Raw genomic sequence first — 26,136 nt, forward strand, 5'->3', positions numbered from 1 at the left:
GGTCTATCCAACTAAAGGAGTGGATTCCATCCTTGTGCCGTAATGTCAAACTCCTGACCGTCCCCACGCGAGATAAGGCGGCAACCTAATTCTTCTTTAGTGATGTAGCCTATCTGCCTAATTCCTTGACTTTCTAAAGCATTAAGCTTATCGTGGTCGCCAATGGGGCAAGTGAAAAGCAGCTCATAGTCCTCTCCCCCATTCATGGCGCAAGTAGTCACATTCATATTAAATTCTTCCGCCGTGACTGCCGTTTGATAGTCAATGGGGATATTTTTTTCATAGATACGGCAACCGCAATGACTTTGATGGCAGATATGCAACAGTTCAGATGAGAGACCGTCCGAGATGTCCATCATCGCGGTAGGACGAATATGATTCTCACGCAGAAGATTGATGATATCCCCTCTTGCCTCCGGCCTTAATTGGCGTTGAAGCAGATACTCACGTCCGGCAAAATCAGGTTGGAAATCGATTATCTTCATACCTTCCTCCTGTAAATGCTTCACAAGTGCATCATTACCGTCTTTTTGTGCACTTCTGATTTTAGCGTTAAGTTCGTCAATCTGTTGATAATACACACTCTTCTCACGCTCTAACAGCTGCAATCCCATGTAAGAGGCTCCCAAATCACCACTGACACAAATGAGATCCGTCTCATTGGCGCCATTACGATAAACAATATCTTCCCTTGCTGCTTCTCCCACACACGTGATACTGATGGCAAGCCCCGTCATTGATGAGCAAGTGTCTCCACCGACGATATCCACATTCCACTTGTCGCAAGCTTGGTGAAGCCCCGCATAAAAATCGTCAAGATCCTCCACTTTGAAACGTTTGCCAAGAGCAATGCTTACCAAAAGCTGTCGCGGCGTGCCATTCATGGCAAACACATCACTCAGATTGACCATTGCACCCTTGTAACCCAATTGCTCCATGCTGTTGTAAGTAAGGTCGAAATGCACCCCTTCCATCAGCATGTCCGTCGTGACAAGCACCTCCTTGTCGGGATAGGAAAGCACCGTGCAGTCGTCACCTACCCCTTTCAGCGTTGACGGATTGCCGACTTTAATATCTTTGGTGAGCCGGTTAATAAGGCCGAATTCACCAAGTTCCTTTATTTCCATAGATGGTAAAGATATTTAGTTACAGCGCCTGATCATCTCCCTGAAAATCTCAGCCATGAGAGGTTGTGATGCGTTTGCTGCCTGCTGCACCTCCTCATGGCTCACCTCCACTGGCACGTCAAATCCTCCAAGATCGGTGATAACGCTGATACCAAACACCTTCATGCCACAGTGGTGCGCCACTATGACCTCCGGCACCGTGCTCATGCCCACTGCACTACCGCCAAGTAGATGGTACATACGGTATTCAGAAGGAGTCTCAAACGTGGGCCCCTGCACGCCGACATATACACCATGCATCAGGCGAATGCCCTTCTCTCTGCCTATCTCATCGGCCAGGTCACGCAACTGCTTGTCGTAAACCTCATGCATATCAGGGAAACGTGGACCGGTGGGGAAGTTCTTGCCATGAAGCGGATGTTCTGGGAAGAAGTTGATGTGATCATCAATAATCATCAGGTCCCCGATCTTGAAGCTGGGATTCATTCCTCCCGCAGCATTGCTGACAAAAAGCGTATTGATACCGAGCTCATACATCACTCTCACAGGGAAAGTCACTTCCTTCATCGAATAACCTTCATAATAATGGAAACGACCGTCCATGGCCATGATATCCCTTCCGCCGAGCTTACCGAAGATGAGCTTACCGGCATGTCCATCCACTGTCGAAACAGGGAAGTTGGGAATTTCCTTATAAGGAAATTCTGTGGTATCAGTTATCTCGGAAGCTAATTGTCCGAGTCCTGTTCCCAGTATGATCGCCGTCGTTGGCCGTGCGGGCATTCTTTCCCTTAGCCAAGATGCTGTCTCTTGAATTTTTTCGTACATAGCTTATTATCTTATTAGTAAATAATTCTTCTTCCGGCTCCTGCATAAATCTTACCTGTATAGGCAAAACATACAGAGAGTCTTTCACCTCCTGACTCAAGCCTTCCGTCTGCAAGAGCCGTGTAGAGTCTTTCTCTGTAGTCACTATTATCTTTGGACCATCCAGTTTGGCAAAAGCTTGATTGATTGTTTCCACATCCTTTTGCGTGAAAGAATGGTGATCATTAAAAGTAAGAGGGATCAAACTTCGGCACTTTAATCTGATATCATTCTCCATCTCCTCAGGAGAGGCAATGCCAGCCAAGAGCAGCACATTATACTTCTTCAAATCAGGCAAAGCCATTGCTGTCCCTTGATGATAAAGCGAGTAGAGATCTCCGTATTCCATCGTAGTGAAGAAAAGCTCCTGATAAGGAAAAAGATTCATCGCCTTTGTCAACACACGAATATCCATCGGCTTTAAATCCTCCGGGCATTTGGTCACTATAACGAAATCAGCGCGCTGTTTCCCCGACAAGGGTTCACGCAGTCGTCCGGCGGGAAGCAACTTGTCGTAGATGACAAGCCGGTGGTAATCAACAAGCAGTATATTAATTCCAGGCTTGACATAACGGTGCTGGAAGGCGTCGTCAAGGAGAATCACATCCACGTCTTTAGTAGCTTCGTCGTTTATCAGGCGGTCTATTCCCTGTCTGCGGTTGGCATCCACGGCAACATAAATATTACGGAATTTCCGCTTCACCTGGAAAGGTTCGTCGCCGATTTCAGTCACAGTCGAATTGTCGTCGGCCAATACATAGCCCTTACTCTTCCGCTTATATCCCCTTGACAACACTGCCACCCTGGCAATACTGTCAAGCATACGCACGAGGTATTCTACGTGAGGGGTCTTGCCTGTCCCGCCGACGGTGATGTTGCCGACGGCTATGACAGGGATATCGTAAGACTGTTGATGAAGCAAACCTACGTTGAAAAGCCAGTTGCGAAAGCTTACGCCCACGCCGTAGATCCAGCTCAACGGCAAAAGCCACTCACGTATCTTGATAAGATCACCCTCCATAGAATGTAAAATTTAAAATGTCAGCCTCAGTTCCGAATGATGAGATAAGGCAGGCGTGCCTGCATCTTACCCATTGACCTGGCCTGATCCATCAGCACGAAAGACATATAATAGGGCCCCAGAAGTGATTGCAGTTTCTCATCCAAAAGCGAACCTGTCGCTTCATCACTGTTGCCCAGTAACTTGGCGAGGAAACTTTTCTGTGTCGGATAATCCACAGTATGGTATTTTTTCAGCTTTGCCAATTTCGCTGCCTTGGCAACAGCCTTGTCCATCCCACCCAAACCATCGACGAGTCTCAGCTTCAAGGCATCCATACCCAAAAAGACATGCCCCTGTGCACATTGCTCCACTGCATCCATGGAAAGATGGCGTCCTGCCGCCACACGCGACTTGAAGAGCTGATAGCCCCTATTGACGCTTGCCTGCATCTTTGCTCCCTGCTCTGCGTTGAGCGGTGCAAGCATAAGTCCGTATATCGACATGCCCATAGTTGCGTTGCGGTTGGTCTCCACCCCGTCAAACTTCAGGCCAAGCTTTTGTGCCAGTCCAGATCCTTCCTGCAGCATACCGAAAATACCGATGGAACCCGTAATGGTTGTGGGGTCAGCAAAGATGTAGTCGGCTCCACTGCTGATATAGTATCCGCCAGAAGCCGCATAACCACTCATAGAAACCACGACAGGCTTCCCTGATTTTTTCAATTGCCCGATAGCATGCCAGATCTGTTCGGAGTCATAGCTTGATCCACCGGGGGAGTTGACACGGATGACAACCGCTTTCACATCGTTATCTTTGGCCAAATCATTCATATCCCGACTCATGTCCTTGCCGACGATATAGCGGGTGTTTTTATAAATGTTGCCGCTCGGCTCCTGATAGACAATTTCACCCGAAGCGTAATAGACAGCTATCTCATCACCACTGTTATCGTTGTTCACAGTCATCATGTCTGCAACCGTCGCCTGAGGAATGGTCTTGTCAGTGTCAAGGCCTAACTTCTTTCTGATAATGCCTCTTATCTCATCATTATAGAGCACTCCGTCGAAGAACTTGTATTTCACCAACTGCCTTGCATCCTCCATCGACACCATGTCGTCGGCATACCTGTTGAGGTCTGTCTTACTGATGTGACGGCTCTTAGAGACTGCATCTACAACCACATCCCATATGCCGTCGAGATAGCGTTGTGCCTGCTCGCGGCTGGGATCGCTCATTTTCTCTTCCGTAAAGGTTTCTGTGGCACTCTTGTACTTGCCGCATTTGAAAGCCATTGTACTGATGCCCACCTTCTTAAACAGGTCTTTGAGAAATACGATTTTTGCACCCAGGCCCTGCCATTGAAACTCCCCTTGGGGGTTGATATAAACCTTGTCGGCAACAGAAGCAATGTAATAGTCGTTGGTGGCGTATTGTTCTCCAAAGGCAATGATCCATTTCCCTGAAGTCTTGAAATCAGCCAAAGCATCGCGTAGCTCCTGAGCCTGCGCCATGTCCGATTCCATTCCATCAGCTTCTATATAAATGCCTTTTATCTTATCAGACGTCTTTGCTTCCCTTACGGCCGTAAGCATATCGGCAAGTCCCTGATTCGCTTCATCGTCGCCCTGCAGCATCTTCAGCGGGGAGCTATCTGACGCCTGGTCCTGCAGGGTGCCGCGGAGATTGAGCACAAGCACACTGCCATCTTCGATGGAAGAAGATGTGCCGGCTGATGCAGCCATACCCAAGATGCCGACAAGACCGATCACTGTAGCCACCACGGTGAACAGCAGAATGCCAACAAAGGTAGCCAAGACGTTTTTCAAGAAATTATTCATTGTTTGTTAAGTTGGTTTTCGGGTAAAACATTCAATTATTGTTATTTCACATCATTCATAGTCATCGACCACGCTATTGACGAAGTCCATCATCGGCTTGCCCACCCTGCAGATCGCCGCCGCCTGATGTGCCCAATCAGGCTTTTCAAAGAAGTTATCATCTACACTACGCCACGCACAATAGTCCTTCATCTTCAGATAGCTCAGAAACTCATAGTCCTTGGGGAAGTCCTTGGGCGCTTTCCTCAGGCTGCTGATTCCAAAGCCCTTGCCGCTCGTGGGAAACTCTCCTTCCCATGCCGCCATGTTGGGGTATCCGAAATAGTGAATGAACCGGCCGTCTTCTACACACCGCCGCCACTCATCAATATTGCCCATGATCTCATTGCGCATGGCCGTCAGGATGTTGGTGGGAAGCCAGTAAGAGCCTATTGCCATCAGGCTATGTCCAGGCTGAAGATGAAGATAATAGCCCCCACGCAACGACTTCCTGCCATGTGCGCAGATATATGCGCCAAAATGCCGTTTGTAAGGCGACTTGTCAGGTGAGAACCTTACGTCGCGATAAAAGCGATAGCAGCAATCCTTGGGGGTCAGATGAGTAATTTCTGAATCAAAGGCCGACAATTCCTTGATGAACAACTGAACGCCATCTTCAAACTCATGCTTCGCACGCTCATATTCTGCCTTATGCTCCTGAAACCACGGACGATTGTTATTGGCAGCTATTTCTTTGAGAAAATTCAGTATTAACTGTATATTCATGGGTTGAATGTCAATAGTCAATAAACTAAGAGAGTTTACTATTCTTTAGTAATTTTGGACAAATATCATTGAACGGGCACTTGTCGCACTTCGGCTTCGCGCTCAGACACACATAGCGTCCATGCAGAAGCAACCAGTGATGGGCGCGGGGAATGTCTTCTTTCGGAATATTCTTTTCAAGACTCTCCTCCACTTTCAGCGGAGTGTTAGCTGTGGAAGGCACAAGACCCAACCGGTGCGCGACCCGATAGACATGCGTGTCAACGGCCATCACCGCTTTACCAAACCATACAGCTTGCAACACATTGGCTGTTTTCCTGCCCACACCGGGAAGGCTCACAAGGTCGGCGGTATTGTCAGGTACTTCCCCGCCAAAGTCACTGACAAGCTTGCGCGCCATCGCCACAAGATGGCGTGCCTTGGCATTGGGATAACTCACACTGTGAATAAATTCGAGCAGGTCGTCCGGCTCTGCCGTCGCCATGCTTGCCGCATCCGGATAGCGCCTGAAAAGAGCGGGTGTAATCTCATTGATGCGCTTGTCCGTGCATTGGGCGGAGAGAAGCGTGGCACACAACAGTTGAAATGCCGAACCAAACTCTAACTGTGTGGTAACGACAGGTTGGTGCTCCTTAAAATAGTCAAGGATAAACTTATATCTCTCCTTCCGTGTCATACTGAAAAAAGCATAATTAATTTCGCCCATATGAACAGGTCTCCCCAATGGGCCTTATTTCGTGCAAAGATACATAAATAATATGGCACGACCAAAAAACGTGGGCATTTAAGGATCCATATTGACAGAAATTAATGGATAGCTTCCCCCCTGAACGGCAAATAAGCCATCGCCTTTACACCGTAATCGCGATGCCTTTACACTGTAATCGCGATGCCTCTACACTGTAACTAATCAACGAAAATGAAGAAAAGTAGAAGTTGGCGTAAACTAACTGATAATGAGTGAGAAATGGAACGATTTGCATAGAGGTGCTCTTTTCAAAAAGGGTAGGAATATGCAGATTTAGGCAAAAGTTCAGTTACCAAAGCATTACCTGATTTTGGGATAGGTAACGATGGAGTAATGTCCGGTAACCGAATTATTTTCGCTCGTGTGGCTGTTGCTGTGGTCGGCAGTTTTCTGCATAAGTGAGGAACGCTTTAATTCGGGTAACTTTGCCCATAAAAATTAAAGCGTATGAAACAAGAGAAAATGAAGGTGTTGCTCTACCTCAAAAAGAGCGGTCTTGACAAGTCGGGCAAGGCTCCGATTATGGGACGTATCACACTTGGAAGGAATGTTGCCCAGTTCAGTTGTAAACTCTCCTGCAATCCAGAGTTGTGGAATCCCCGTGAGAGTAGAGTGGACGGCAAGAGTCGTGAGGCAGTAGAGATAAACGGCAGGTTGGAGAGTTTGCTGTTGTCTGTTCAGTCGGCTTATCAAGCCTTACTTTCCAAAGGTTGCCCATTTGACGCAACCGATGTAAAGGAACTGTTTCAAGGCAGCGTACAGACACGATGTATGCTTATCGAACGATTGGACATCCTCATCAGGGAGAAGAAAGAACATATTGGAATTGACATTAAGAGAGAAACAATTTCCAATTACTATACTACCCGTAATAATCTTAGGACATTTATCGAAGACAAGTACAAGGTGGAAGATTTGTCTTTCTCGCAACTTACAGAAAATTTCATTTATGATTTCAGGGACTACTACTTGAACAAATTAGGGTTTCAGGAAAGTAGTTTCTATGCAGTTGCATCCCAAATAAAGACCGTATGCAGGTTGGCATACCGTGAAGGATTGGCTGACACCTTATTATTTGCTAATGTAAAGATAGCAAGAGGTGATAAGAAACTCCCAAAGGCACTTGACAGACGTTCACTTGACAAACTAATGAATACCCACTTCGGAGAGTTGGAGGAAGAAATGGAAACAGCAAGGGATTTGTTTGTTTTTGCCTGTCATACAGGTGCAGCCTATTGTGATTTAATGGGATTAAGTAAGACACATCTTGTCCGTGATGATGAGGAAAATCTTTGGATGAAGTTCAATAGGCAGAAGACAGGTGTACTTTGCCGTATTAAGTTGTTGCCCGAAGCGATTAGGATAATAGAGAAGTATCGAAGCGAAGAAAGGGAAACGCTGCTGCCACAGATGAAGTATGCCACCTATCAATCGTATCTTAAAGCATTGCGCCTTAGAGTGGGCATTGCCTTTCCCTTTACCACGCATACGGCAAGGCACACCTTTGCTACGCTCATCACGCTTGAGCAAGGAGTTCCGATTGAAACTGTGAGCAAGATGCTCGGACATAGCAACGTAAGTATGACCGAGCGTTATGCAAAGGTTACACCCCAAAAACTCTTTGAGGAGTTTAATCGTTTTCTTTCTTTCACGGAGGATATGCAGATGAGTATTTAGCAATAGACATATTAAAACTAAAATCATTATGAGAAGTACATTCAAGATACTGTTCTATATCAACAGACAGAAAACTAAGGCAGACGGCAATACCGCCATTCTCTGCCGTATCACCATAGACGGAAAGAACACAGCCATTACCACAGGCGAAGAGTGCCAGCCTGCCGAGTGGAACTCCAAACAGGGTTTGACAACCAATAGGAAGACCAACCAAAGAATCAATGAGTTCAGGGAATTGGTAGAAAAAACCTATCGGGACATACTGACGAGGGACGGAGTGGTAAGTGTGGAACTTATCAAGAACAGTTTGCAAGGCATTGCCACTAACCCCACCACGCTCCTTGCAATGAGCAAAGCGGAACTGCAAGCCGTCAAGGAAAGCGTTGGAAAGTCAAGGGCAGAGGGGACTTATCTGAACCTTTACTATTCTGATAAAAATCTCCGAGATTTTATCGAAAACAAAGGAGTACAAGACATATCTATCGTCACCATTACGGAGAGTTTGTTCGAGGAATACCGTTTCTTCCTAAAAAAGCGTGGGCTGAAAGCATCGACTGTCAATACCAATCTCAGTTGGCTGAGCCGACTGATGTTTCGTGCGGTGAGCAGCAGGATTATCCGCTGCAATTCCTTTGAGAACGCCAAGTATGAGAAGGAGGAAAAGAAGATACGCTTCTTGCAAAAGGGCGATGTAATGAAACTTATGGCAATGACGATGAACGACAGAGAATCGGAATTGGCACGGCTGATGTTCGTCTTCTCCTGCTTCACAGGTATGGCTATCGCTGATATGGAAAATTTGGAATACAGGCATATCCAAACGGCAGCGGATGGGCGGAAGTATATCCGCAAGGAGCGTCAGAAGACAAAGGTTGAGTTTGTCGTACCATTGCACCCGATAGCAGAGGCTATTATCCGCCATTGTCTGGAAGAGCAGAAAGGGAATGAAGAACAGCAGACGGTGAAAGAAAAAGGTAAAAAACATATCTTTCCCCGTGAGTGCAGCCGGAGCGTGATAGACGGCAGACTGAGTATTGTTGGCAAGGCTTGCGGTATCAGACAGAGATTGTCGTACCATGTTGCAAGGCATACCTTCGGTACGATGAGCCTAAGTGCAGGAATACCTATTGAGAGTATAGCCAAGATGATGGGGCACGCTTCCATATCAAGCACGCAGATTTATGCGCAGGTAACGGACAACAAGATTTCGGAGGATATGGACAGGCTTATTGCCAAACAATCGGCAAAGGATAAAGAAACTATGGAGAGAGAGGCTTGTGAACCTTCGAAGGTATCAATCTATAAAATGGAGGAAACGGCATGAAAGCAAACGATAACTTAAAAGCCGTAACAAACACTGCCTGTCATCGCAGTATCTTTGATTGGGGCAGCAATATGCAGGTTGTCAGAAAAGGAAATGGAGACATAACCATGACGGAGGGAGAACTTGCGAAGTTCTTCGGTGTAACGTGGAGTAAACTTAACCATAGACTGCAAGCGTTGATGAGATTTTCTAACCTGCATCCCGATGAAAGGAGTGCAGGTGAGGATGATATTTATGTAAACGAACAACTAAAAGGTTATGCTCCGCTCTATCCGCTTCCTATCATCATTGCTCTATCTTTTCAGTTGAACAGCACAGAAGCGCATTTGTTCAGGAAGTATCTCTGTGAGAGGTTGCAGAAACCTGCATCCGTGATAACACCGATATTTCTGCTTGGCAGCACGGATAACTGATAATCTGTATTGATTTCCTTTTTCTTTCACCGATATTATCCTACTACTTACTACAACAAGAGATAAGGCAGTGAAAGAAAAAGGGTTATAATGTAGTTAGAACAAGAAATGAAAATTACTACCCTATGACTACATTCTATCTTATATGGGAATAACTGAGAGCCGTTTAGCCCTTTGGGGGCATAATATTTAGGTATCTTACCTTTATTATATCTTCTTATTATGCAATTGCCTCTAAGAATGATATATCTCTGTGAAATTATGTCGTGTGTTATTGACAATCCTTACTAACATCAACATCACCGGAACTTCGACCAACACGCCTACCACCGTAGCCAATGCAGCCCCAGATTGTAAACCAAAAAGAGAAATAGCTACAGCAACCGCCAATTCAAAGAAATTACTTGCCCCAATCATTCCGGCAGGTGCGGCAACATCATGGGGTAATTTCCACCATTTCGCCCAACCGTAAGCAACGAAGAATATCAGAACCGTTTGCAACACAAGCGGAACTGCGATCAATAAGATATGCAGGGGATTGTTTAGTATCGTTTCTCCTTGAAATGAAAACAGGATAATAAGCGTTAATAGCAATCCACCTACCATGTAATTATTAAATTTCTCAATAAATACATTGTTGAAATACTCCACACCTTTGCGGCGGACAACCATTATTCGGGTAATGACCCCGGCAGCAAGTGGTATCACAACAAACAGCCCTACGGATAGCAACAGAGTGTCCCATGGGATAGATACGCCGCCAACTCCCAGCAAGAAAGCAACGATAGGGGCAAACGCTACCAATATGATTAAATCGTTCACAGCCACTTGTACCAGTGTATAAGCGGCATCCCCTTTAGTAAGGTAACTCCACACGAACACCATAGCTGTACAAGGTGCAGCCCCCAATAATACCGCCCCGGCTAGATATTCTTCGGCTAATCCGGCAGGTATAAAGGCTTTGAAAACCACATAGAAGAACAAATAAGCAATTCCAAACATGGTAAATGGCTTTATCAGCCAATTTGTAACGCCAGTGACTATTATTCCTTTCGGACGCTTGCCGACATTCTTAACACTTTGAAAATCTACTTTTAGCATCATCGGATAAATCATTAACCAAATCAGGATTGCCACGGGTATAGACACGTTGGCATATTCAAATTTGCTTAATGTTTGCGGAATTGCCGGAAGCCATTGTCCCACGGCAATTCCAATAATGATGCACAAGGCAACCCAGACAGTCAGGTATTTTTCAAAAAATCCAATTCCTTGTTTCTTTTCCATAACAATATCTATTTATTTTAATTGTGGTTTTAATTCGTTCAGGTAGAAGTCATAGAAACAGGCTTTAATTTCATCCCGTACCCGATGGAACTCACTGTTGATAAACTTGGGACTTCCGGTTGCTTCCGAGGGATCGTCAAACCCTATATGCAGCCTGTTTCTTACTTTACCTGTAAACATAGGACAACTTTCGTTTGCACCACCGCAAACGGTTATTACGTAATCCCATTCCTTGTCAAGATAGGTATTAACATGTGTTGGGACATGTGAGGCAATGTTTATTCTGGCTTCTTTCATTACTTCCACCGCCTTGGCGTTTACCTGTTTCGCTGGTACCGTTCCACCAGAATACACTTCTATATTTTTGTCGAATGACTGTAGAAAGCCATGAGCCATTTGGCTACGGCAGCTGTTTCCTGTACAAAGAATCAATACTTTCATCTTTTTATTTTTAAATTTGGGGATTTGACTTACTATATAGTTTGAATGCTTTTTGGAAGGAGCTTCTACATATTATAGAATATAATTAAACAGATAGCCGGACAAGATGATGAAAAACGTCACAGTGCCGAAGAATATGCCGATAAGTCTCCATGTCATTACTTTCTTGAGCAGTGTTGCCTCTGGCAAGGAAAGACCAACGACAGCCATCATGAAGGCTATCGCCGTTCCGATGGGAATGCCTTTCGCTACAAATACCTCGATTACTGGGACGATACCTGCGGCATTAGCATACATCGGTACGGCAAGTATAACAGACAAAGGAACTGCATACCAGTTGTCTTTTGACATGTATTGCTCAAAGAATCCTTCAGGAACAAAGCCATGCATGAAAGCACCGATACCTATACCTATCAGAATATATATAAGTACACCACTGACAATTTTCCATGCATCACGGATAATAGTGGGAAGCCTCTTGGTAAAGGTGGTATGGTCTTTTTCCCATTCCCCTGCCTGAGCGGATGAATTTGCCTGCATCTGCTTTACCCAGTCACTCAGATAAGGAGCAAGGCGCATGCGACCGAGTACTATACCGCCTATTACTCCTAACAGAATGCCGCTGATGACGTAGATAAGAGTCACCTTCAATCCGAAGGAGCCAAGGAACATGGCAACAGCCACCTCGTTTACCAACGGTGATGTGATAAGAAATGCGAATGTTACGCCCAAAGGAATGCCGCCCTTTACAAATCCGATAAACAGAGGAATGGAAGAACATGAACAGAAAGGAGTGACCGCTCCGAATATGGAAGCCAGCAAGTACTGCAATCCGTACATATTGTGTGTAACCAGATATTTTCTCAAACGTTCAATTGGGAAGTAGGCGTTGATAATTCCCATCAATACGCTGATGAAGAACAAAAGGATAAGTATTTTTATCGTATCATAAAAGAAAAAGTTTACGGCAATTCCTATCGGTGTGTCGGCACTTAGTCCGAACAGTCCGTAAACAAGCCTGTCTGCAAATTCTTGTATCATAGAAGTCTTTTTTTTGTTCGCTTAAATACGAACAATGTTCTTGAAAAAAAGCGGCAGATACCATAATGGTTGTTTCTGCCGCTCGTGGTTAAACATATTCTGTCAATCAGATGCCCAGAAGTTCCTTTACTTCACTTTCTGTCGGTACCTTCCCCTTCAATTTTACCACTTCGTCAATGACAACGGCTGGCGATGTCATGATATTGTAATTCATCATTTCCATGATGTCGTCCACCTTGGTGAGTTTTGCATCGATGTCGTTCTCTTTAAGTACCTTTTCAATTACATTGTAGGTTGATTTACATTTGGCACAACCCGGCCCTAAAACTTTTATTTCCATATTAGTAAAAATATTATTGTTATTAAATTCATTTTACAAATACATTATCCAGCAATAATATATGCCGATGATGATGAATACCACGCCTACAATAAGGTTCGCCCATTTTTGCACTTTCTGTATCTTTCCGTAAAAATTTCCCATTTGTTGTATGCTGAAGGCGAGAACCCATGCAACAGCAAGTACCGGTATAGCCGTAGCGACAGCAAATATCATGGGTAGAAGATAGCCTGCCGAGGTCGTGGCAGACATCGGTATCAGCATGCCGAAGTAGAACACACCACTGGTGGGACAGAAAGCCAGGGCGAACAGAACCCCTATCATCAGAGCACCCCAGCCGCCTTTCCTGGCAAGACCTTCCGGATTTCCAGTGAATCCAAACTTGGGGAGGTTGAGTTTATCCCCCCAAAGCATGAACAGGCCTATCACGAGTAGAAGAGGTCCAAGTATAAGCTCCCCCCACGTTCCTATTGTCTTTTGTATGCCGAACATACTGGAACCTTCTTTCAGAATAGTAATCAGTATTACACCAAGTAGGGTGTATGAAAGAATTCGCCCCAGCGTATAAAGCAGGCCATTTCGGAATATGCGCTTCCTGTTTTCAATATCTCTTCCGATAAACCCTATAGCTGCTATGTTCGTTGCTAACGGACAAGGTGAAAGTGCTGTCAGTAGTCCGAGCAGAAATGCTGTCAGTATAGGCGTGGAACTGTTATCCAGCAATGTCTGTAACCAATCCATATCCACCATTATCTCAGCATTTCATTTACGGATTTTACGACACCAGCCCTAAATACATCTGGTGATTTGCGTGCATTAGCAAAAGCAAATTCAGTCATATTCTTGTATGTTTCCTTTCCATTCTTATGTCTAACGATAAATAGTGAAGACCATGTTACCTCATACTTTTCTGCTATCTTCTCATTTTCCTTTTTGCTGATGTCTATTACCTTAAAAGTCACCTTGCCTTTTTTTATCTGGTCAGCGAAGTTCTTTTTCATTGTAGCTTTTGTGTTGCTTTCGATAGCCATACATGTGGCACAGCGCTGTTTCCCATGAAAATACAACACTTCTACATAATCCTTTACCGTCGTCTTTTTTAGAGCCTGGGCATCTGTTCCGTCCTTTGCATTCATGTTGCAAAAGATAAAGGTGAAACATGCCACGATTAAAAATAAACACTTTTTCATACCTTTTTTATATTTTGTTGTTAGTTATTCGCAAAACTACGAACATATTCTTCAAAAAAAATCACCTACGACAGCCCTTATTATTGCAGGGTTGCGCAAAGAAATCTGCAAACATCTTCTTCGCAGCTTGCCAATTATCCTTGTTGATACAATATTTAACTTTGGGCGCTTCCACTTCACCCTGGATTAAGCCGGCTTCTTTCAATTCCTTCAAATGCTGCGAAACGGTTGCTTTGGCAATAGGTAGTTCTTCGTGAATATCACCGAAGAAGCAACTATCTTGTTTTGCCAAGAAAGCAAGAATTGCCATCCTCGTTGGATGTCCCATTGCTTTGGCAAAATGAGCTATCTGTTCCAGATTTGTTGTGTGCAGTTTATCTTCCATTATTCTATATGTATCATTGTTTGTTGTTTGCAAAATTACGAACAATATCTGATACATGCAAATAATATCGTTATTTTTGGGGAAAATCGTTTTTTTTCTGTATCTCAGAAAAATATAAATAGTAATCCTATGCTATAGTCGCTAGTCTAAGTTGTTAATGATTCTATGTGAAAGCATCTTATGGTTTCCAAATCCATAGGAATAGCTGCTTCCTTCTTGCAGGGTACTTGTGAAATCATAAGCTGTTAGTTTAACTTTTGAAATATAATCTAAATATCCTAAGGCACTTGTTTCTGTTCCCTATAATTATCTTTCAGCATCTTTTCCAAATCTGAGGCCTTATAGAGGATTTTTCCTGCGAACTGGGTGTAGGGGATAATTCCCCTATCCCGATAGTCCTGCAAGGTGCGAGGGCTGATGTACAGCCTTTCGCACACCTCTTTACTCGTGAGAAAGTGCTCACCGCCAAAGAGCGGTTTGTGTGTCTTTGCCACTTCCTTAATCCGCTTGCTTACCCCTTTTAGTGCGGACAGCACCACCTGCATATCGTCTGCCTCCATGTTCAAATCTCTTACTTGTTCCATAGTTCTTTCGCCTTATTTGTTATTCATGGATTTGTCCGTTTTGATTTCTCCGATTTGGTTTGGAGCAATAGCTCCACATCCTCACGCCTGTAATAGCACTTATGCCCGATTTGAGAGAATGGAAGTACACCTGTATCCCGGTAGTGCTGCAATGTGCGCTTGCTGATGTTGAGCAACTTGCATACATCACCATTGTGCAGCCAATCGGTATGCTTGCTCTGTTCCCCGAATGCCTTGTGGCAGGTCTCGGCAAGACTGAGTATCTCGTTCCTCAACCTTGCCCAATTTGAATCCGTAATGATAAAATATCCCATAGTTTTATTGTTATTTTGTTTGTAATTCCTTATTGTTTTGCGTCTTACCGCACGTTTCTGCCTGCAAAAGTAGGATGTGTTTTCCATACCTCAAAGCAGCAGGGAACAGCAGGGAAATATAGGGAACTTGAAGGAAAAGACAACATATCTTATCGGTTGCCTTTTTCGCATTATTCTTTGATTTCTTCTTTCACCGTTTATCCTATATGAAGGATAATCCCAATCGGCGCAAAATACAGCAAACATAGGCAATACACACATTTCTGTCTTTGGCTGTAGCTATCATTCCCAACTCTGTTTTCCACAAAAATCCCATTTTCTTGCCCTGCCACGACAAAATATACATGTGAACTTTATAGCAGACAGACGCAACATTATGCAAGCACTCTCCGAATGCTTGGAACTTATCCGTTCTCTTAATAACTTCACTCTTGGAAACCAAACCAAGCATATAATGAAAACAAGCGCAGATAAAGGCAAATCGGAAGGCAGTAACAATATGCCCAGACCGAGAAGAATTTCCTCCAAGAACTCGGAGATAGAAGCCTATCTCTCCACTCACTACGAGTTCAGATACAATACGGTATTGGGTAGAACTGAATATCGTAGCAAGAATGATGCTCACTTCTCAAAGGTGGGCCGCTATGAAATCAACACGCTCCGCAGGGAGATAGACAACGACATCGGGATAATAACCTCATCGGAAAATCTATACTCTATCATCGAGAGCAGCTTCTCTCCACGCATAAACCCCATACAGGAGTATTTCAAGGGATTGCCATTGGTGGATGTAAGTAGCAGTTCTCCCTTTTCACTGAAAGCCATTCCCCACTTGGCAAGTTGCGTAGTCGTGCGCAACTCTGACAAGTGGTTACAATATCTCACCAAGTGGCTCGTGGCAGTGGTCGCCAACGTAATGGACGACCGTGAGTGCCGTAACCACACCTGCCTTGTGCTGACGGGCGAGCAGGGCAAGTTCAAAACTACATTCTTGGATTTGCTCTGCCCACCTGCATTGCATGGCTATAGCTACACTGGCAAGATATATCCGCAGGAGAAGGACACGCTCACCTATATCGGGCAAAACCTCATCGTAAACATAGACGACCAGCTCAAAGCACTCAACAAGCGTGACGAGAATGAACTGAAGAACCTCATCACTTGCCCGATGGTCAAGTACCGCATGCCCTACGACAAGTATGTCGAGGAACATCCCCACTTGGCAAGTTTCGTGGCATCAGTGAACGGCAACGACTTTCTGACAGACCCGACGGGCAGCAGACGCTTCCTGCCCTTTGAAGTGCTTTCCATAGATATTGAGAGAGCAAAAGCGATCTCGATGAACAATGTCTATGCGGAAGCCAAAGCCCTGTTAAAGTCAGGTTTTCGCTATTGGTTTGATGATGATGAGATTGCCGAACTATACAGAGAGAGTGAGGACTTTCAAGTACAGACTGCAGAGATGGAGCTTTTGTTGCGTTGTTTTGAAAAGCCAACGGAGGATGAAAGTTATTCGTTAATGACCACTACGGAGATACTCACCTATTTGGGTATTTATACTCACCAACCACTTGTTGCCAAGCGTATGGGTGAAGCCTTGAAGAAAGCAGGATACATAAAGGTGAGCAAACGAAGAAACGGTGGTAGCCCCATCTATGTCTACAAGATTAGGAAAATCTTGCCATGCCCGCTCCTTCAAACTTGTAGTAGCCAAATGTAGTAGAATGTGTAGTATTGTCTTATACTACAAAGTAATACTGATTATCAATCACTTATCACAAAATAGTATGTAGTAAGAAGAAAGATGAAAAAGTTTGGAGGGGGAAAACTTTGGAAAAGGTAAAACCCCAAAAACAGACAAACATAAATAATTATCATTCAACCCATTAATGTATCAAAACAATGAAAGAAGAAGATTTATCACGTATCAAGCGATACCCCATCGTGGAGTATCTTGAAAGGAAAGGCGTCAAGCCTGTACGTAGGACTGCTGCCTATGCCCTGTATTGTTCACCGCTCAGGGAGGAAACGCATCCGAGCTTCAAGGTGGACACAGAGAAGAACCTTTGGATAGATTATGGCGAGGGACGGGGCGGAAGCATAATCGACCTCTGTATGCGTATGGAGGGCTGCACGCTATCGGAAGCCATCCGTCGTTTGGGACAGAACGCTTCCCTTGATGCAGCGTACGGTCTTTCAAAAGAGAAGTCAGACATCGATACCAGTCCAGTCACGCCATGGCAGCCAAGTGGAGCAAGGAGACTGATAGAAATATCAGACACTCTGCCACCACATTTTCAGGAGTACCTTACAAAGGTGCGTTGCATCAACTTGGAAAAGGCTATGCCTTTCCTCAAATGTATCAGCTATGAGGCAAGGGGCAGGCGCTATCAAGCCATTGGCTTTGCCAATCTCTTTGGCGGCTATGAGCTTCGGGACGACAAGACGTTCAAGGGAACAATAGCCCCGAAGGACATTACTCCGATATTCACGGATAGAGCGGAGCCTGTATGTATCTTTGAAGGCTTCATGGACTTCCTCTCCTTCCTTTCGATGAAAGAAGAGATTACCAACCACTGCCTTGTGATGAACTCCGTGAGCAACGTGGCAAGGACTATCCGCTATTTGAATGACCGACACCTCACCAATATCCGCGCCTTCCTTGACAATGATGAAGCAGGACGGAGGGCTGTTCAAGATTTCATAAAGGCAGGCTTCCATGTTGAGGACATGAACATACATTACAAAGACTTCAAGGATCTCAACGATTTTCATGTCAGCCGTGTCCGTGAGCAGCAGAAACGGAAAGCGCAGGAACAGACACACATATCAATTACAGGACAAAACAAGAAATCAAAACAAGTCAAACTTAAAATGAAATAGAAATGGAAAAGGAAACTATGATGAGTGACAAAGACCTTTCATGGTTCTTGGGTGTGGAAGATGAAACAGAGAACGAATCTACTTCACAAGAAGCGACTGCAGTTCCTGAAAGAGAAAGACCAACAAACAAGCAGGACACAGAGAATACCATGCACTCCGAGCCTGCACGGAACACTGAGAGTGCAACTGTTCAAAGACGTATCAGTGCCAAGATGAGAAAGAAAACACTCGAAGCCTACAAGCAAGCCTATCTTGTGCCGACCAAGTTAAACAACCGTAAGGCAGTCTATCTGAGTAGGGAGACACAGGAGCGTGCCGACTTCATTGTGCGTAGGTTAGGCGACAGGGGCAGCAACCTTTCAAGCTTTGTGGAGAACATCGTTCGTCAGCATCTGGAGGAATATGGTGAAGATATAGAGAAATGGAGAAGGTTATAAACCGCAGGAAGGGGGCGAGGGATGAATTTCAAAAGATTTATTTCCCGCTCTAATCCTACTATCGCATTAAAATATGATGTCATATCTCGTAAATGAGACGTCATATTTGGGCAAATATGACATCATATTTTTAGCAAGCAGACATCTGAATGATGAGAACACCACGAACACAGTTAAACACAGAATGCACGGCATTCGTTTTTAGGCTATAAAACGTTTTAAGCGTAAATGGTTTGTTCGGTAGCATTGCAAGACGTCAGTTTGTACCCACAAACTGCTCTTGCTCCCCTCGTCAGACTGTCGGGGAGATTAGACCGTAATCACTCCGTTCTCATCGGTCAGTATTCAAGAATTAAGAGACAATGAATCATCTATAATGATTAACTTTCAAAGAAGCTTATATGAACAGATATAATAGAAAGACTGCCAAATGGCAGCAACAGAATAAGGAAGAGCAGAAGATGAACAAGACAGAGTTCATCAAGGCAAGATGCACCTCAGAAGAAAAGCAGCGTATTAAGTCAAAGGCGGAAAGCGCTGGGCGTAAGTTCTCCGACTACTGCCGTGAGATACTCCTTAACGGAGAAGTGACTGCCGTTCCCAAGATGACCGACAACGAGAGGGAAGCCATTGCCATCCTCCAACATACAGGAAGATTCTATGGGCAGGTTTCTAACCTTATCAAGGTTAAGGATGAAAGGTGGGTACATATCACTAAGAACCTCTCGCTATGTGCAAAAGAGGCATTTAAGCGATTTTATAATCCCCATTTTCGTGTGGACGATGAGATATATAAGGTCTTAAATCTGAAGAGAGATGATAGGTAAATGTAAGGCGATAGCCCACGGCAGCACGGCTTTGGACTATATTTTTAGAGAAGGTAAGCTCGGCTATCGGCTTGCCTTCCACAATCTTTGCAGCAGGGAACCAAAGACAATCTATGAGGAAATGAAAGTGGTCAACGACTATAACAGCCGTTGCAGGAACAAGTTTCTCCGTATCGAAATAGGCATTGCACCGCAGGACGAGAAAAAGCTGCCTGTATCCGAGCTTATGGGAATAGCCCATCTGTTTGCCAAGCGAATGGGACTTGACAACCACCAATGGGTGGCAGTAACGCACAAGGACACCGACAACAGGCATATCCATATTATTGCCAATCGTATCAGCCTTTATGGAGAAGTCTATGATACCACCTTTGTAAGCAACAGAGCAGCGAGGGTAGCGGAGGAAATCAGCAGGGAGAAAGGCTTGACCATCGCAAAGGAGGTCAAGGCAGAAAGGAAACACCAAAAGGAAAAAGCCAGCCCTACAAGAGAGCAAACAAAGAAAGAGGTGCAACATATCTGTTATGCTCTGCTTGATAAGTACAAAGGAACAGGTGTCACGGGGCATTCCATGTTCCTTTACGAGTTGAACAAGAATGGTATTACCATAGAGCACATGAAGAACAAGCAGGGCAAGGTCTATGGCTTAAAATTCTCATACGCAGGACAATCTTTCAAGGCATCTGAAATTGGCAGAGAATTCGGCTACCGTTCCTTGCAGAAAAGCTTTGAACCAACCGACAGGGAAGAATCAAGGAATTTACATCAAACAGTACAAAAATCAAGAGAAAAGAACGAACTGCCTGATACAGGTTATGAGCTTGTACCCAAGAGCCGTTCCTCAATCTCACGAGACAATGACACGCCACAAGTGCAGAACTCCATTGGTGCAGTGGATACCATCGTTAGCGTAGCCGATGAAGTAGTGGAAGGGTTAGGCGATTTGATTACACCAACCGCACAAGGCGACGACTATGCTGAAGCAGCATGGCAGCGTAAACTCAGAAACCAAGCCAACAGAAAGAAGAAGCGCAAACGAGGATTATAGTCCAATCACAAATCGCATTATAAAAGTGCAGAAAGAAGAATATCTCATTAAAAACGCTTGTTATTCGCCAGTAAAGTATTATCTTTGCAAACAGAATAACAAGCGTTCTTTGTTAGGCAGAAAACAGCGAAGCCAAGTAGCTCGCTCGTTTCCAAATCGTTACCAGTTTAGTTGCATTAATAATGTAACTTATTTATTTTCAATTAGATACACTTTAATAAATATCTTACGGCGTAATCGCATCGCCTTTACACTGTAATCGCATCGCCTTTACACTGTAATCGCATCGCGAAACGTATTATCGTGGAAATGAAGCGTACGGCATCGCTCATTCTCTACCAGTTTTCGGGAAGGCCTTGAATCAAATGAGCGTCTTATAATAATTATTAAATGGGAAAGGGAAAACGACCCCCTTTCCTTTTTTTTAGTTAACTTCGCAGGTATGAAAAGGATTGTTTTTACTCTACTGTTTATTGTATCTCTCCTACCTATGGCTGCACAGAAAAAGGAAATCAATGCAGCCATGGATCATCTCAAGGCCAATAAAAACCTTGATAAAGTCGAAGTCTCCATGACTACTCTACTGAAGGACTCGGCCAACAGAAGAAAAGAGAAAATATGGCGATTGCTCTTCGAGTCAATGCAAAAGCAATATCAGGCTGGAAATGAGAAGCTGTACCTCAAACAGAAATACGACACTACTTTTCTTTTCAACATTGCTTCACGCATGTTCACAGCCATGACGGCCTATGACAGCATTGATGCCCTTCCCGACAAAAAAGGCAGAATAAGACCCAACATGCGCAAACAGAACGCACAAATATTGAACACCCTGCGTCCCAATCTCTTCAATGGAGGCATCTATTTCATAGGAAAGCATGACTATGCCCGGGCTTATGAGCTTTTCAATCAATACATCTGTGCGGCGGAAATGCCTATGTTCCAGGCGTTTAATTACTCTTCAAAGGACAAGCATCTGCCATCGGCCGCTTACTGGGCAGCATATTGCGGCTACAAGATGAAAGACACGCAAAAGGTCCTTCATAACACATACCTTGCCCTGAAAGATACGGAACACCATGAGTCCATGCTGCAATATCTCGCGGAAACTTATATGTCGGAAAAGGATACCACACGGAGTATCACCACCTTGAAAGAAGGATTCTCCCTGAATTCTAAATCAGAATACTTCTATTCGCATCTAATGGAATATTACTCCATGCACTCTGACTGGAAAGAAGCCTCCGCACTTACGGACAAAGCCATCAAGGCTGACAGTACCAACGCCACGGTATGGCTTGCCAAAAGCACCATACTCATCAACACTGGAGACTATGTGAGCAGTTTCGTCATTGCCGATTCCCTGATAAAAAAGGACAGCACGATGGCTGAGGCATGGCTCAATGCCGGTCTGGCAAAGTACAACCAAGGCGTACGGCTTGACAAAAACACGCAAACCGTCAGGCAGAAACGACAACAGATGGTCAATTACTATAAACAGGCACTGCCCTATCTGGAACAATATAGAAAAATGAGACCGCAAGAGCAAAACAAATGGGCTTTACCACTCTATACCATTTACCTCAACCTCAATATGGGCAAGCAGTTTGACGAAATCGACAAACTGATGAGGAAACCATGATATAGAAGAAGGATAAAGGCATAAACAGAGGGCGTTCCCGTAGGCTTTTCAGACGATCTGCTGAAAGCGGGCGACAACACTTTGCCGCCTTCAATCACTGTATGTGTACGCAAATTTCACCTTTTGATATTTTTCTTAAACATTTGCGACGCCCTTTCGCTTTTTCTTTGTAACTTTGCAATCGGAATACAAGAATTGTGTTCTAAGGGGTGCTACAACATGTGTTGTGGCTGAGATCATACCCATAAACCTGATCCGGACAATGCCGGCGTAGGTAAAGGATAATCCCTTTAGTTATTATTTAAAACAAACAAAAGGTATCTATGAAAAGACTGTTTTTCATGATGAGCCTGACGCTTTCGGCGGTGGCTGCCATTGCCAGCAATCCCGAAAAGCTCGACACGCTCAACACGTACACCTTGCAAGACGTACAGGTGACATCAACACGCGCTTCAAAAACCACACCCATGGCTTTCCAAACGCTCTCTCAACAACAAATCAGGCAAATCAATTTCGGACAGGACATCCCTTATCTTCTATCACTCACACCATCGGTCACCACCACTTCCGACGCCGGCAACGGCATCGGTTACACCTCTATCCGCATACGTGGTATAGACCCAACCCGCATCAATGTCACCGCCAACGGCGTACCTTTTAACGACGCAGAGAGCTCGCAACTGTACTTTGTCGACATGGGTGACATTGCTTCTTCTCTCCAAAGCATGCAGATACAGCGAGGCGTTGGAACGTCCACTAATGGCGGTGGTGCCTTCGGGGCCTCTATTAACATGCAGACAGAAAATATCGGTACGCAGCCTTTCTTTGGCCTTGACGTCAGCGGCGGTTCATACTACAGCCACAAAGAGACTCTCCGCTTTGGTACAGGCCTGCTCCACGATCACTGGGGACTGCAAGGCCGACTGTCTAACATAGGATCAAAAGGCTACATCGACCGCGCATGGACTAAGCTAAACTCTTATTTCCTCCAAGGTGGTTATTTCTCTGACAATACAATGGTAAAATTCCTCACTTGGAATAGTGTAGAGAACACCTACCATGCATGGAACTACACGTCTAAATATGATCAGAGCCTCTATGGCCGGCGTTATAACTCGTGTGGCGCCTACACAGACGGCAATGGCAACATGGCTTTTTACCCCGACCAGACCGACAACTACTTCCAACAGAACTACCAGGCCATCTGGAATCAGCTCTATGGGCAATATTGGAACACCAACGTAACCTTTCATTACACACACGGTTACGGCTATTATAACGAATATAAGGTGAACAAAAATTACCATGATTATGGGCTTTCTGATACCAAATTCAAGAGTGATCTCACACGAAAGAAACTCATGGAAAACAATCTTTACGGTATCATTGCAAGCGTCAACTACGACAACCGTCGCAATTATAAAGCCATATTCGGCGGCGGATGGAACAAGTATATCGGCGACCACTGGGGTGAAGTACTGTGGACCAAAGACAAGGTAAAAGACTATTATCCTGGCTATGAGTATTACCGCAACCGCGCATGGAAGTCGGATTTCAACGTCTTCGGGAAAGCATCGTGGACCTTCCTGCCTGGAGCGAATGGCTATATAGACCTGCAATACCGCCATGTGGGCTACCGCTTGCAGGATCCCCGCGACTATTTTATCAACGAAGACCGCACTAAAGGCTACTGGGCACACGACGATTTCGACTTCTTCAATCCGAAGTTCGGACTCAATTACCAGCTTAACGATCATCATCGGCTCTATGCTTCCTACGCCATCAGCCACAAAGAGCCCACTCGCAACGACTATCAAGACAATGAATTGCAGCATCTCAAAGCGGAGAAACTACAGGATATTGAGCTCGGATACAAGTTTGGGAGCCGGCAACTCACAGCCGGCATCAACCTCTATTATATGTATTACAACCACCAGTACGTCCTCACGGGTGCCCTTAACGACATCGGCGAGATGATTGCCTCCAGCAATGGCAAGAGTTCCTACCGCGAAGGCATCGAGCTTGAAGGTGCATGGAAGCCCTGTCCCTTCTTCAGATGGGATCTCAATGCTACCTTCTCGCGCAGCATCAACAAGGACTGGGTGCAGAGTACCGTCCGTGTCGACGAAAAGAATAAACCTCTCTACGACGCCAAAGGCAACAATATAGCAGGCGAGAACATCAATCTCGGCAACACTCACACGGCCTTCTCGCCCGACATCATTGTCAACAATATCTTCACATTCAACTATAAGGGCTTCATCGCCTCAGTGCAAAGCCAGTACATCGGTGAACAATATCTCACCAATACCAACTTCAAGGAAATGGCGTGTCACGACAAAAATGGCAACGAGACCCGTGAGACGCTCATGCTTCAAGACCACTTCACCACCAATGTCGACCTCTCTTACCACTTCGCTCTCCGGCGTCTTGGCATCAAGAGTGCCACATTGGGGCTCTCGCTCTACAACATTTTCAACGCCAAATACGACAACAACGGCTGGGGGTCCCCACAGATCGCCAAGACCAAAGACGGCAAAGCCATTGCCTTCAACGATTGGGGCACACGCGATCAGGGGGCTGCGGGCTTTGCTCCAAGTGCGCCCTTCAACGTCATGGCGCATCTGAGCCTGGACTTCTAAGCATCTATTCATGGGCATTTCCTTCAACACACCAGCCACCGTCATTCTGGCCAACGGCTCTTTCCCCACACATGAGATACCCCTGTCGCTGTTGAGACGGACCACCTATCTCTGCTGCTGCGACCGTGCCGGCATGACGGCCATCCAAAAGGGATACATGCCCGACGCCATCGTTGGCGACGGAGACTCGCTGCCTGAGAACTTCAGGCAGCGATATGCCGCTATTTTCCACCACGTCGCTGAGCAAGACGACAACGATCTGACAAAGGCCACACGGTTTGTCATTGCAAAGGGATTCAAAAACATAGTCTATCTCGGTGCTACAGGCAAACGTGAGGACCACACCCTCGCCAATATCTCGCTTCTGGGCTATTACCACAAGTGTCTGGGCGTAGAGGCGATGATGGTCACCGACAAGGGCTGGTTTGTCGCAGCCGGAGGCTGCCGCACCTTCAAAGCCTTTCCACGACAGCAGGTCAGTGTTTTCAACATCAATTGCACAAAACTGCAGGGCAAAGGGCTGAGATGGGACCTCTATCCTTTCTCCTCCTTGTGGCAGGGGACACTCAATGAGGCTGAAGACAGCAGCTTTGAAATCAATGGAGACGGCGAATATCTGATATATCAAACATTCGAAGCTAAATGAACAGTTATCTCATCGAGCACTGGCTCGACATCACCACAACCCTTTTGGGGCTTCTCTACATCTATCTTGAATACCGCGCTAACATCCTGCTGTGGCTCGTGGGCATCGTTATGCCGGCTCTCGACATTTGTCTCTATTACAGCCACGGTCTTTACGGCGACGCAGCCATGGCGGTCTATTACACCCTCGCCGCCATTTACGGATGGCTCGTATGGAAGTTCGGCCGCAAGCACCTGCAGAAGAAGGGGCAGGAAATGCCTGTCACCCATATGCCCGCACACCTTTATCCCGCCACCATTTCGTTTTTTCTCGTGGCATGGTTGGCTACCTGGTATGTCCTCGCCCACTACACCAACAGTACGGTGCCAGTGCTTGACGGCTTCACCAATGCGCTGAGCTTCGTGGGCCTGTGGGCACTCGCCCGCAAATATGTTGAGCAGTGGCTCTTCTGGATTCTTGTTGACGGCGTGAGCTGTTACCTCTATATCATCAAAGGTATTCCCTTCAAAGCCTCGCTCTACGGCCTCTATGTCGCCATTGCCATCATGGGCTATTATAAATGGAAAGCAATGGCCCGTCAACACCAAACCAACCTGACGGGGGACCGCCAACATTGACTTTCCACTAAGATTTGAAAAAAAAAATGCGGTCAATACGCCGGAAAGCG

General features: G+C 45.3%; 27 protein-coding genes and 1 riboswitch. Of the genes, 12 read left to right on the forward strand and 15 right to left on the reverse strand.

From position 1 onward, the window contains the following. Positions 1-11: 11 nt before the first annotated feature. The 6 genes from thiL to nth are packed head-to-tail and all read right to left on the reverse strand — an operon-like array spanning position 12 to position 6,276. Positions 12-1,127, reverse strand: coding sequence for a thiamine-phosphate kinase (thiL, locus tag PREMU_RS08190; RefSeq protein WP_007574472.1), 1,116 nt, complete (start codon positions 1,125-1,127; stop codon positions 12-14). A gap of 15 nt (positions 1,128-1,142) precedes the next feature. Next, positions 1,143-1,955, reverse strand: coding sequence for a purine-nucleoside phosphorylase (locus tag PREMU_RS08195; protein WP_083819231.1), 813 nt, complete (start codon positions 1,953-1,955; stop codon positions 1,143-1,145). Further along, complete coding sequence (gene lpxK / locus PREMU_RS08200; protein ID WP_007574475.1) at positions 1,840-3,015, reverse strand: tetraacyldisaccharide 4'-kinase; 1,176 nt, start codon at positions 3,013-3,015, stop codon at positions 1,840-1,842. Before lpxK ends, PREMU_RS08195 begins: the two co-directional genes overlap by 116 nt. Before the next feature lie 26 nt (positions 3,016-3,041). After that, entirely contained in the window at positions 3,042-4,835 is a 1,794-nt protein-coding gene (sppA, locus tag PREMU_RS08205; protein WP_007574476.1) for a signal peptide peptidase SppA, read from the reverse strand. A 51-nt stretch (positions 4,836-4,886) separates the two neighbouring features. Further along, entirely contained in the window at positions 4,887-5,600 is a 714-nt protein-coding gene (locus tag PREMU_RS08210; RefSeq protein ID WP_040558172.1) for a DUF2461 domain-containing protein, read from the reverse strand. A 25-nt stretch (positions 5,601-5,625) separates the two neighbouring features. Continuing rightward, positions 5,626-6,276: an endonuclease III gene (nth, locus tag PREMU_RS08215; RefSeq protein WP_040558802.1), complete on the reverse strand. Its 651-nt coding sequence runs from the start codon at positions 6,274-6,276 to the stop codon at positions 5,626-5,628. 519 nt (positions 6,277-6,795) lie between these two features. Between nth and PREMU_RS08220 the strand changes: the two genes are divergently transcribed. Genes PREMU_RS08220 through PREMU_RS08230 form a run of 3 tightly spaced genes read left to right on the forward strand, consistent with a single transcriptional unit; the run spans position 6,796 to position 9,762 of the window. Then, positions 6,796-8,025: a site-specific integrase gene (locus tag PREMU_RS08220; RefSeq protein WP_004365301.1), complete on the forward strand. Its 1,230-nt coding sequence runs from the start codon at positions 6,796-6,798 to the stop codon at positions 8,023-8,025. 28 nt (positions 8,026-8,053) lie between these two features. Next, the gene (locus PREMU_RS08225; RefSeq protein ID WP_007574480.1) at positions 8,054-9,349 is read left to right on the forward strand and encodes a site-specific integrase; all 1,296 of its coding nucleotides are present in this window, start codon (positions 8,054-8,056) and stop codon (positions 9,347-9,349) included. Next, positions 9,346-9,762 (forward strand): hypothetical protein, encoded by a 417-nt coding sequence (locus PREMU_RS08230; RefSeq protein WP_007574481.1) that lies wholly within the window; start codon positions 9,346-9,348, stop codon positions 9,760-9,762. The genes PREMU_RS08225 and PREMU_RS08230 overlap by 4 nt, the downstream gene beginning before the upstream one ends. Before the next feature lie 234 nt (positions 9,763-9,996). Here PREMU_RS08230 and arsB read toward each other — a convergent pair whose 3' ends face one another. The 9 genes from arsB to PREMU_RS08275 all read right to left on the reverse strand — a co-directional run bounded on the left by arsB (position 9,997) and on the right by PREMU_RS08275 (position 15,344). Further along, complete coding sequence (gene arsB, locus PREMU_RS08235) at positions 9,997-11,049, reverse strand: ACR3 family arsenite efflux transporter (RefSeq protein WP_007574482.1); 1,053 nt, start codon at positions 11,047-11,049, stop codon at positions 9,997-9,999. 12 nt (positions 11,050-11,061) lie between these two features. Next, positions 11,062-11,490: an arsenate reductase ArsC gene (locus tag PREMU_RS08240; protein WP_007574484.1), complete on the reverse strand. Its 429-nt coding sequence runs from the start codon at positions 11,488-11,490 to the stop codon at positions 11,062-11,064. Positions 11,491-11,562: 72 nt separating this feature from the next. After that, complete coding sequence (locus PREMU_RS08245; protein WP_007574486.1) at positions 11,563-12,531, reverse strand: permease; 969 nt, start codon at positions 12,529-12,531, stop codon at positions 11,563-11,565. Positions 12,532-12,637: 106 nt separating this feature from the next. Then, positions 12,638-12,871 (reverse strand): thioredoxin family protein, encoded by a 234-nt coding sequence (locus PREMU_RS08250; RefSeq protein WP_004359040.1) that lies wholly within the window; start codon positions 12,869-12,871, stop codon positions 12,638-12,640. A 33-nt stretch (positions 12,872-12,904) separates the two neighbouring features. Further along, a complete protein-coding gene (locus tag PREMU_RS08255) occupies positions 12,905-13,612 on the reverse strand; it encodes an aromatic aminobenezylarsenical efflux permease ArsG family transporter (RefSeq protein ID WP_028899679.1) in 708 nt (235 codons plus the stop codon). A gap of 8 nt (positions 13,613-13,620) precedes the next feature. Next, a complete protein-coding gene (locus tag PREMU_RS08260) occupies positions 13,621-14,061 on the reverse strand; it encodes a nitrophenyl compound nitroreductase subunit ArsF family protein (protein ID WP_004359044.1) in 441 nt (146 codons plus the stop codon). Positions 14,062-14,122: 61 nt separating this feature from the next. Then, positions 14,123-14,446 carry an ArsR/SmtB family transcription factor gene (locus PREMU_RS08265; RefSeq protein ID WP_028899680.1) on the reverse strand — a complete coding sequence of 108 codons (324 nt, stop codon included), beginning with the start codon at positions 14,444-14,446 and terminating at the stop codon, positions 14,123-14,125. A 278-nt stretch (positions 14,447-14,724) separates the two neighbouring features. After that, complete coding sequence (locus tag PREMU_RS08270) at positions 14,725-15,030, reverse strand: helix-turn-helix domain-containing protein (RefSeq protein ID WP_004359048.1); 306 nt, start codon at positions 15,028-15,030, stop codon at positions 14,725-14,727. A gap of 23 nt (positions 15,031-15,053) precedes the next feature. Next, complete coding sequence (locus tag PREMU_RS08275) at positions 15,054-15,344, reverse strand: helix-turn-helix domain-containing protein (RefSeq protein WP_007574488.1); 291 nt, start codon at positions 15,342-15,344, stop codon at positions 15,054-15,056. Positions 15,345-15,798: 454 nt separating this feature from the next. On the opposite strand from PREMU_RS08275, the gene PREMU_RS08280 reads away from it, so the two are divergent. The 9 genes from PREMU_RS08280 (at position 15,799) to pnuC (ending at position 26,086) form a co-directional block, all read left to right on the forward strand. After that, a complete protein-coding gene (locus PREMU_RS08280) occupies positions 15,799-17,064 on the forward strand; it encodes a virulence-associated E family protein (protein ID WP_007574489.1) in 1,266 nt (421 codons plus the stop codon). Between the two features lie 182 nt (positions 17,065-17,246). Continuing rightward, positions 17,247-18,227, forward strand: a complete 981-nt coding sequence (locus PREMU_RS08285) for a toprim domain-containing protein (RefSeq protein WP_007574490.1) — start codon at positions 17,247-17,249, stop codon at positions 18,225-18,227. 2 nt (positions 18,228-18,229) lie between these two features. Next, positions 18,230-18,664, forward strand: coding sequence for a DUF3408 domain-containing protein (locus PREMU_RS08290; protein WP_007574491.1), 435 nt, complete (start codon positions 18,230-18,232; stop codon positions 18,662-18,664). A gap of 401 nt (positions 18,665-19,065) precedes the next feature. Then, entirely contained in the window at positions 19,066-19,491 is a 426-nt protein-coding gene (locus tag PREMU_RS08295) for a plasmid mobilization protein (protein ID WP_007574494.1), read from the forward strand. Continuing rightward, the gene (locus PREMU_RS08300) at positions 19,481-20,539 is read left to right on the forward strand and encodes a relaxase/mobilization nuclease domain-containing protein (protein WP_007574495.1); all 1,059 of its coding nucleotides are present in this window, start codon (positions 19,481-19,483) and stop codon (positions 20,537-20,539) included. The genes PREMU_RS08295 and PREMU_RS08300 overlap by 11 nt, the downstream gene beginning before the upstream one ends. Before the next feature lie 442 nt (positions 20,540-20,981). After that, positions 20,982-22,181 (forward strand): tetratricopeptide repeat protein, encoded by a 1,200-nt coding sequence (locus tag PREMU_RS08305; RefSeq protein ID WP_007574497.1) that lies wholly within the window; start codon positions 20,982-20,984, stop codon positions 22,179-22,181. A gap of 195 nt (positions 22,182-22,376) precedes the next feature. Beyond that, positions 22,377-22,475: riboswitch (TPP riboswitch) on the forward strand. 29 nt (positions 22,476-22,504) lie between these two features. Next, complete coding sequence (locus PREMU_RS08310; RefSeq protein ID WP_007574498.1) at positions 22,505-24,823, forward strand: TonB-dependent receptor; 2,319 nt, start codon at positions 22,505-22,507, stop codon at positions 24,821-24,823. A gap of 10 nt (positions 24,824-24,833) precedes the next feature. Beyond that, positions 24,834-25,469 carry a thiamine diphosphokinase gene (locus PREMU_RS08315; RefSeq protein WP_007574499.1) on the forward strand — a complete coding sequence of 212 codons (636 nt, stop codon included), beginning with the start codon at positions 24,834-24,836 and terminating at the stop codon, positions 25,467-25,469. Then, on the forward strand, positions 25,466-26,086 hold the full coding sequence (pnuC, locus tag PREMU_RS08320) for a nicotinamide riboside transporter PnuC (protein ID WP_007574500.1): 621 nt from the start codon (positions 25,466-25,468) through the stop codon (positions 26,084-26,086). The genes PREMU_RS08315 and pnuC overlap by 4 nt, the downstream gene beginning before the upstream one ends. The last annotated feature ends 50 nt before the right edge of the window (positions 26,087-26,136 follow it).

The sequence above is a fragment of the Hallella multisaccharivorax DSM 17128 genome (assembly GCF_000218235.1).
In the GTDB taxonomy this organism is placed as follows: domain Bacteria; phylum Bacteroidota; class Bacteroidia; order Bacteroidales; family Bacteroidaceae; genus Prevotella; species Prevotella multisaccharivorax.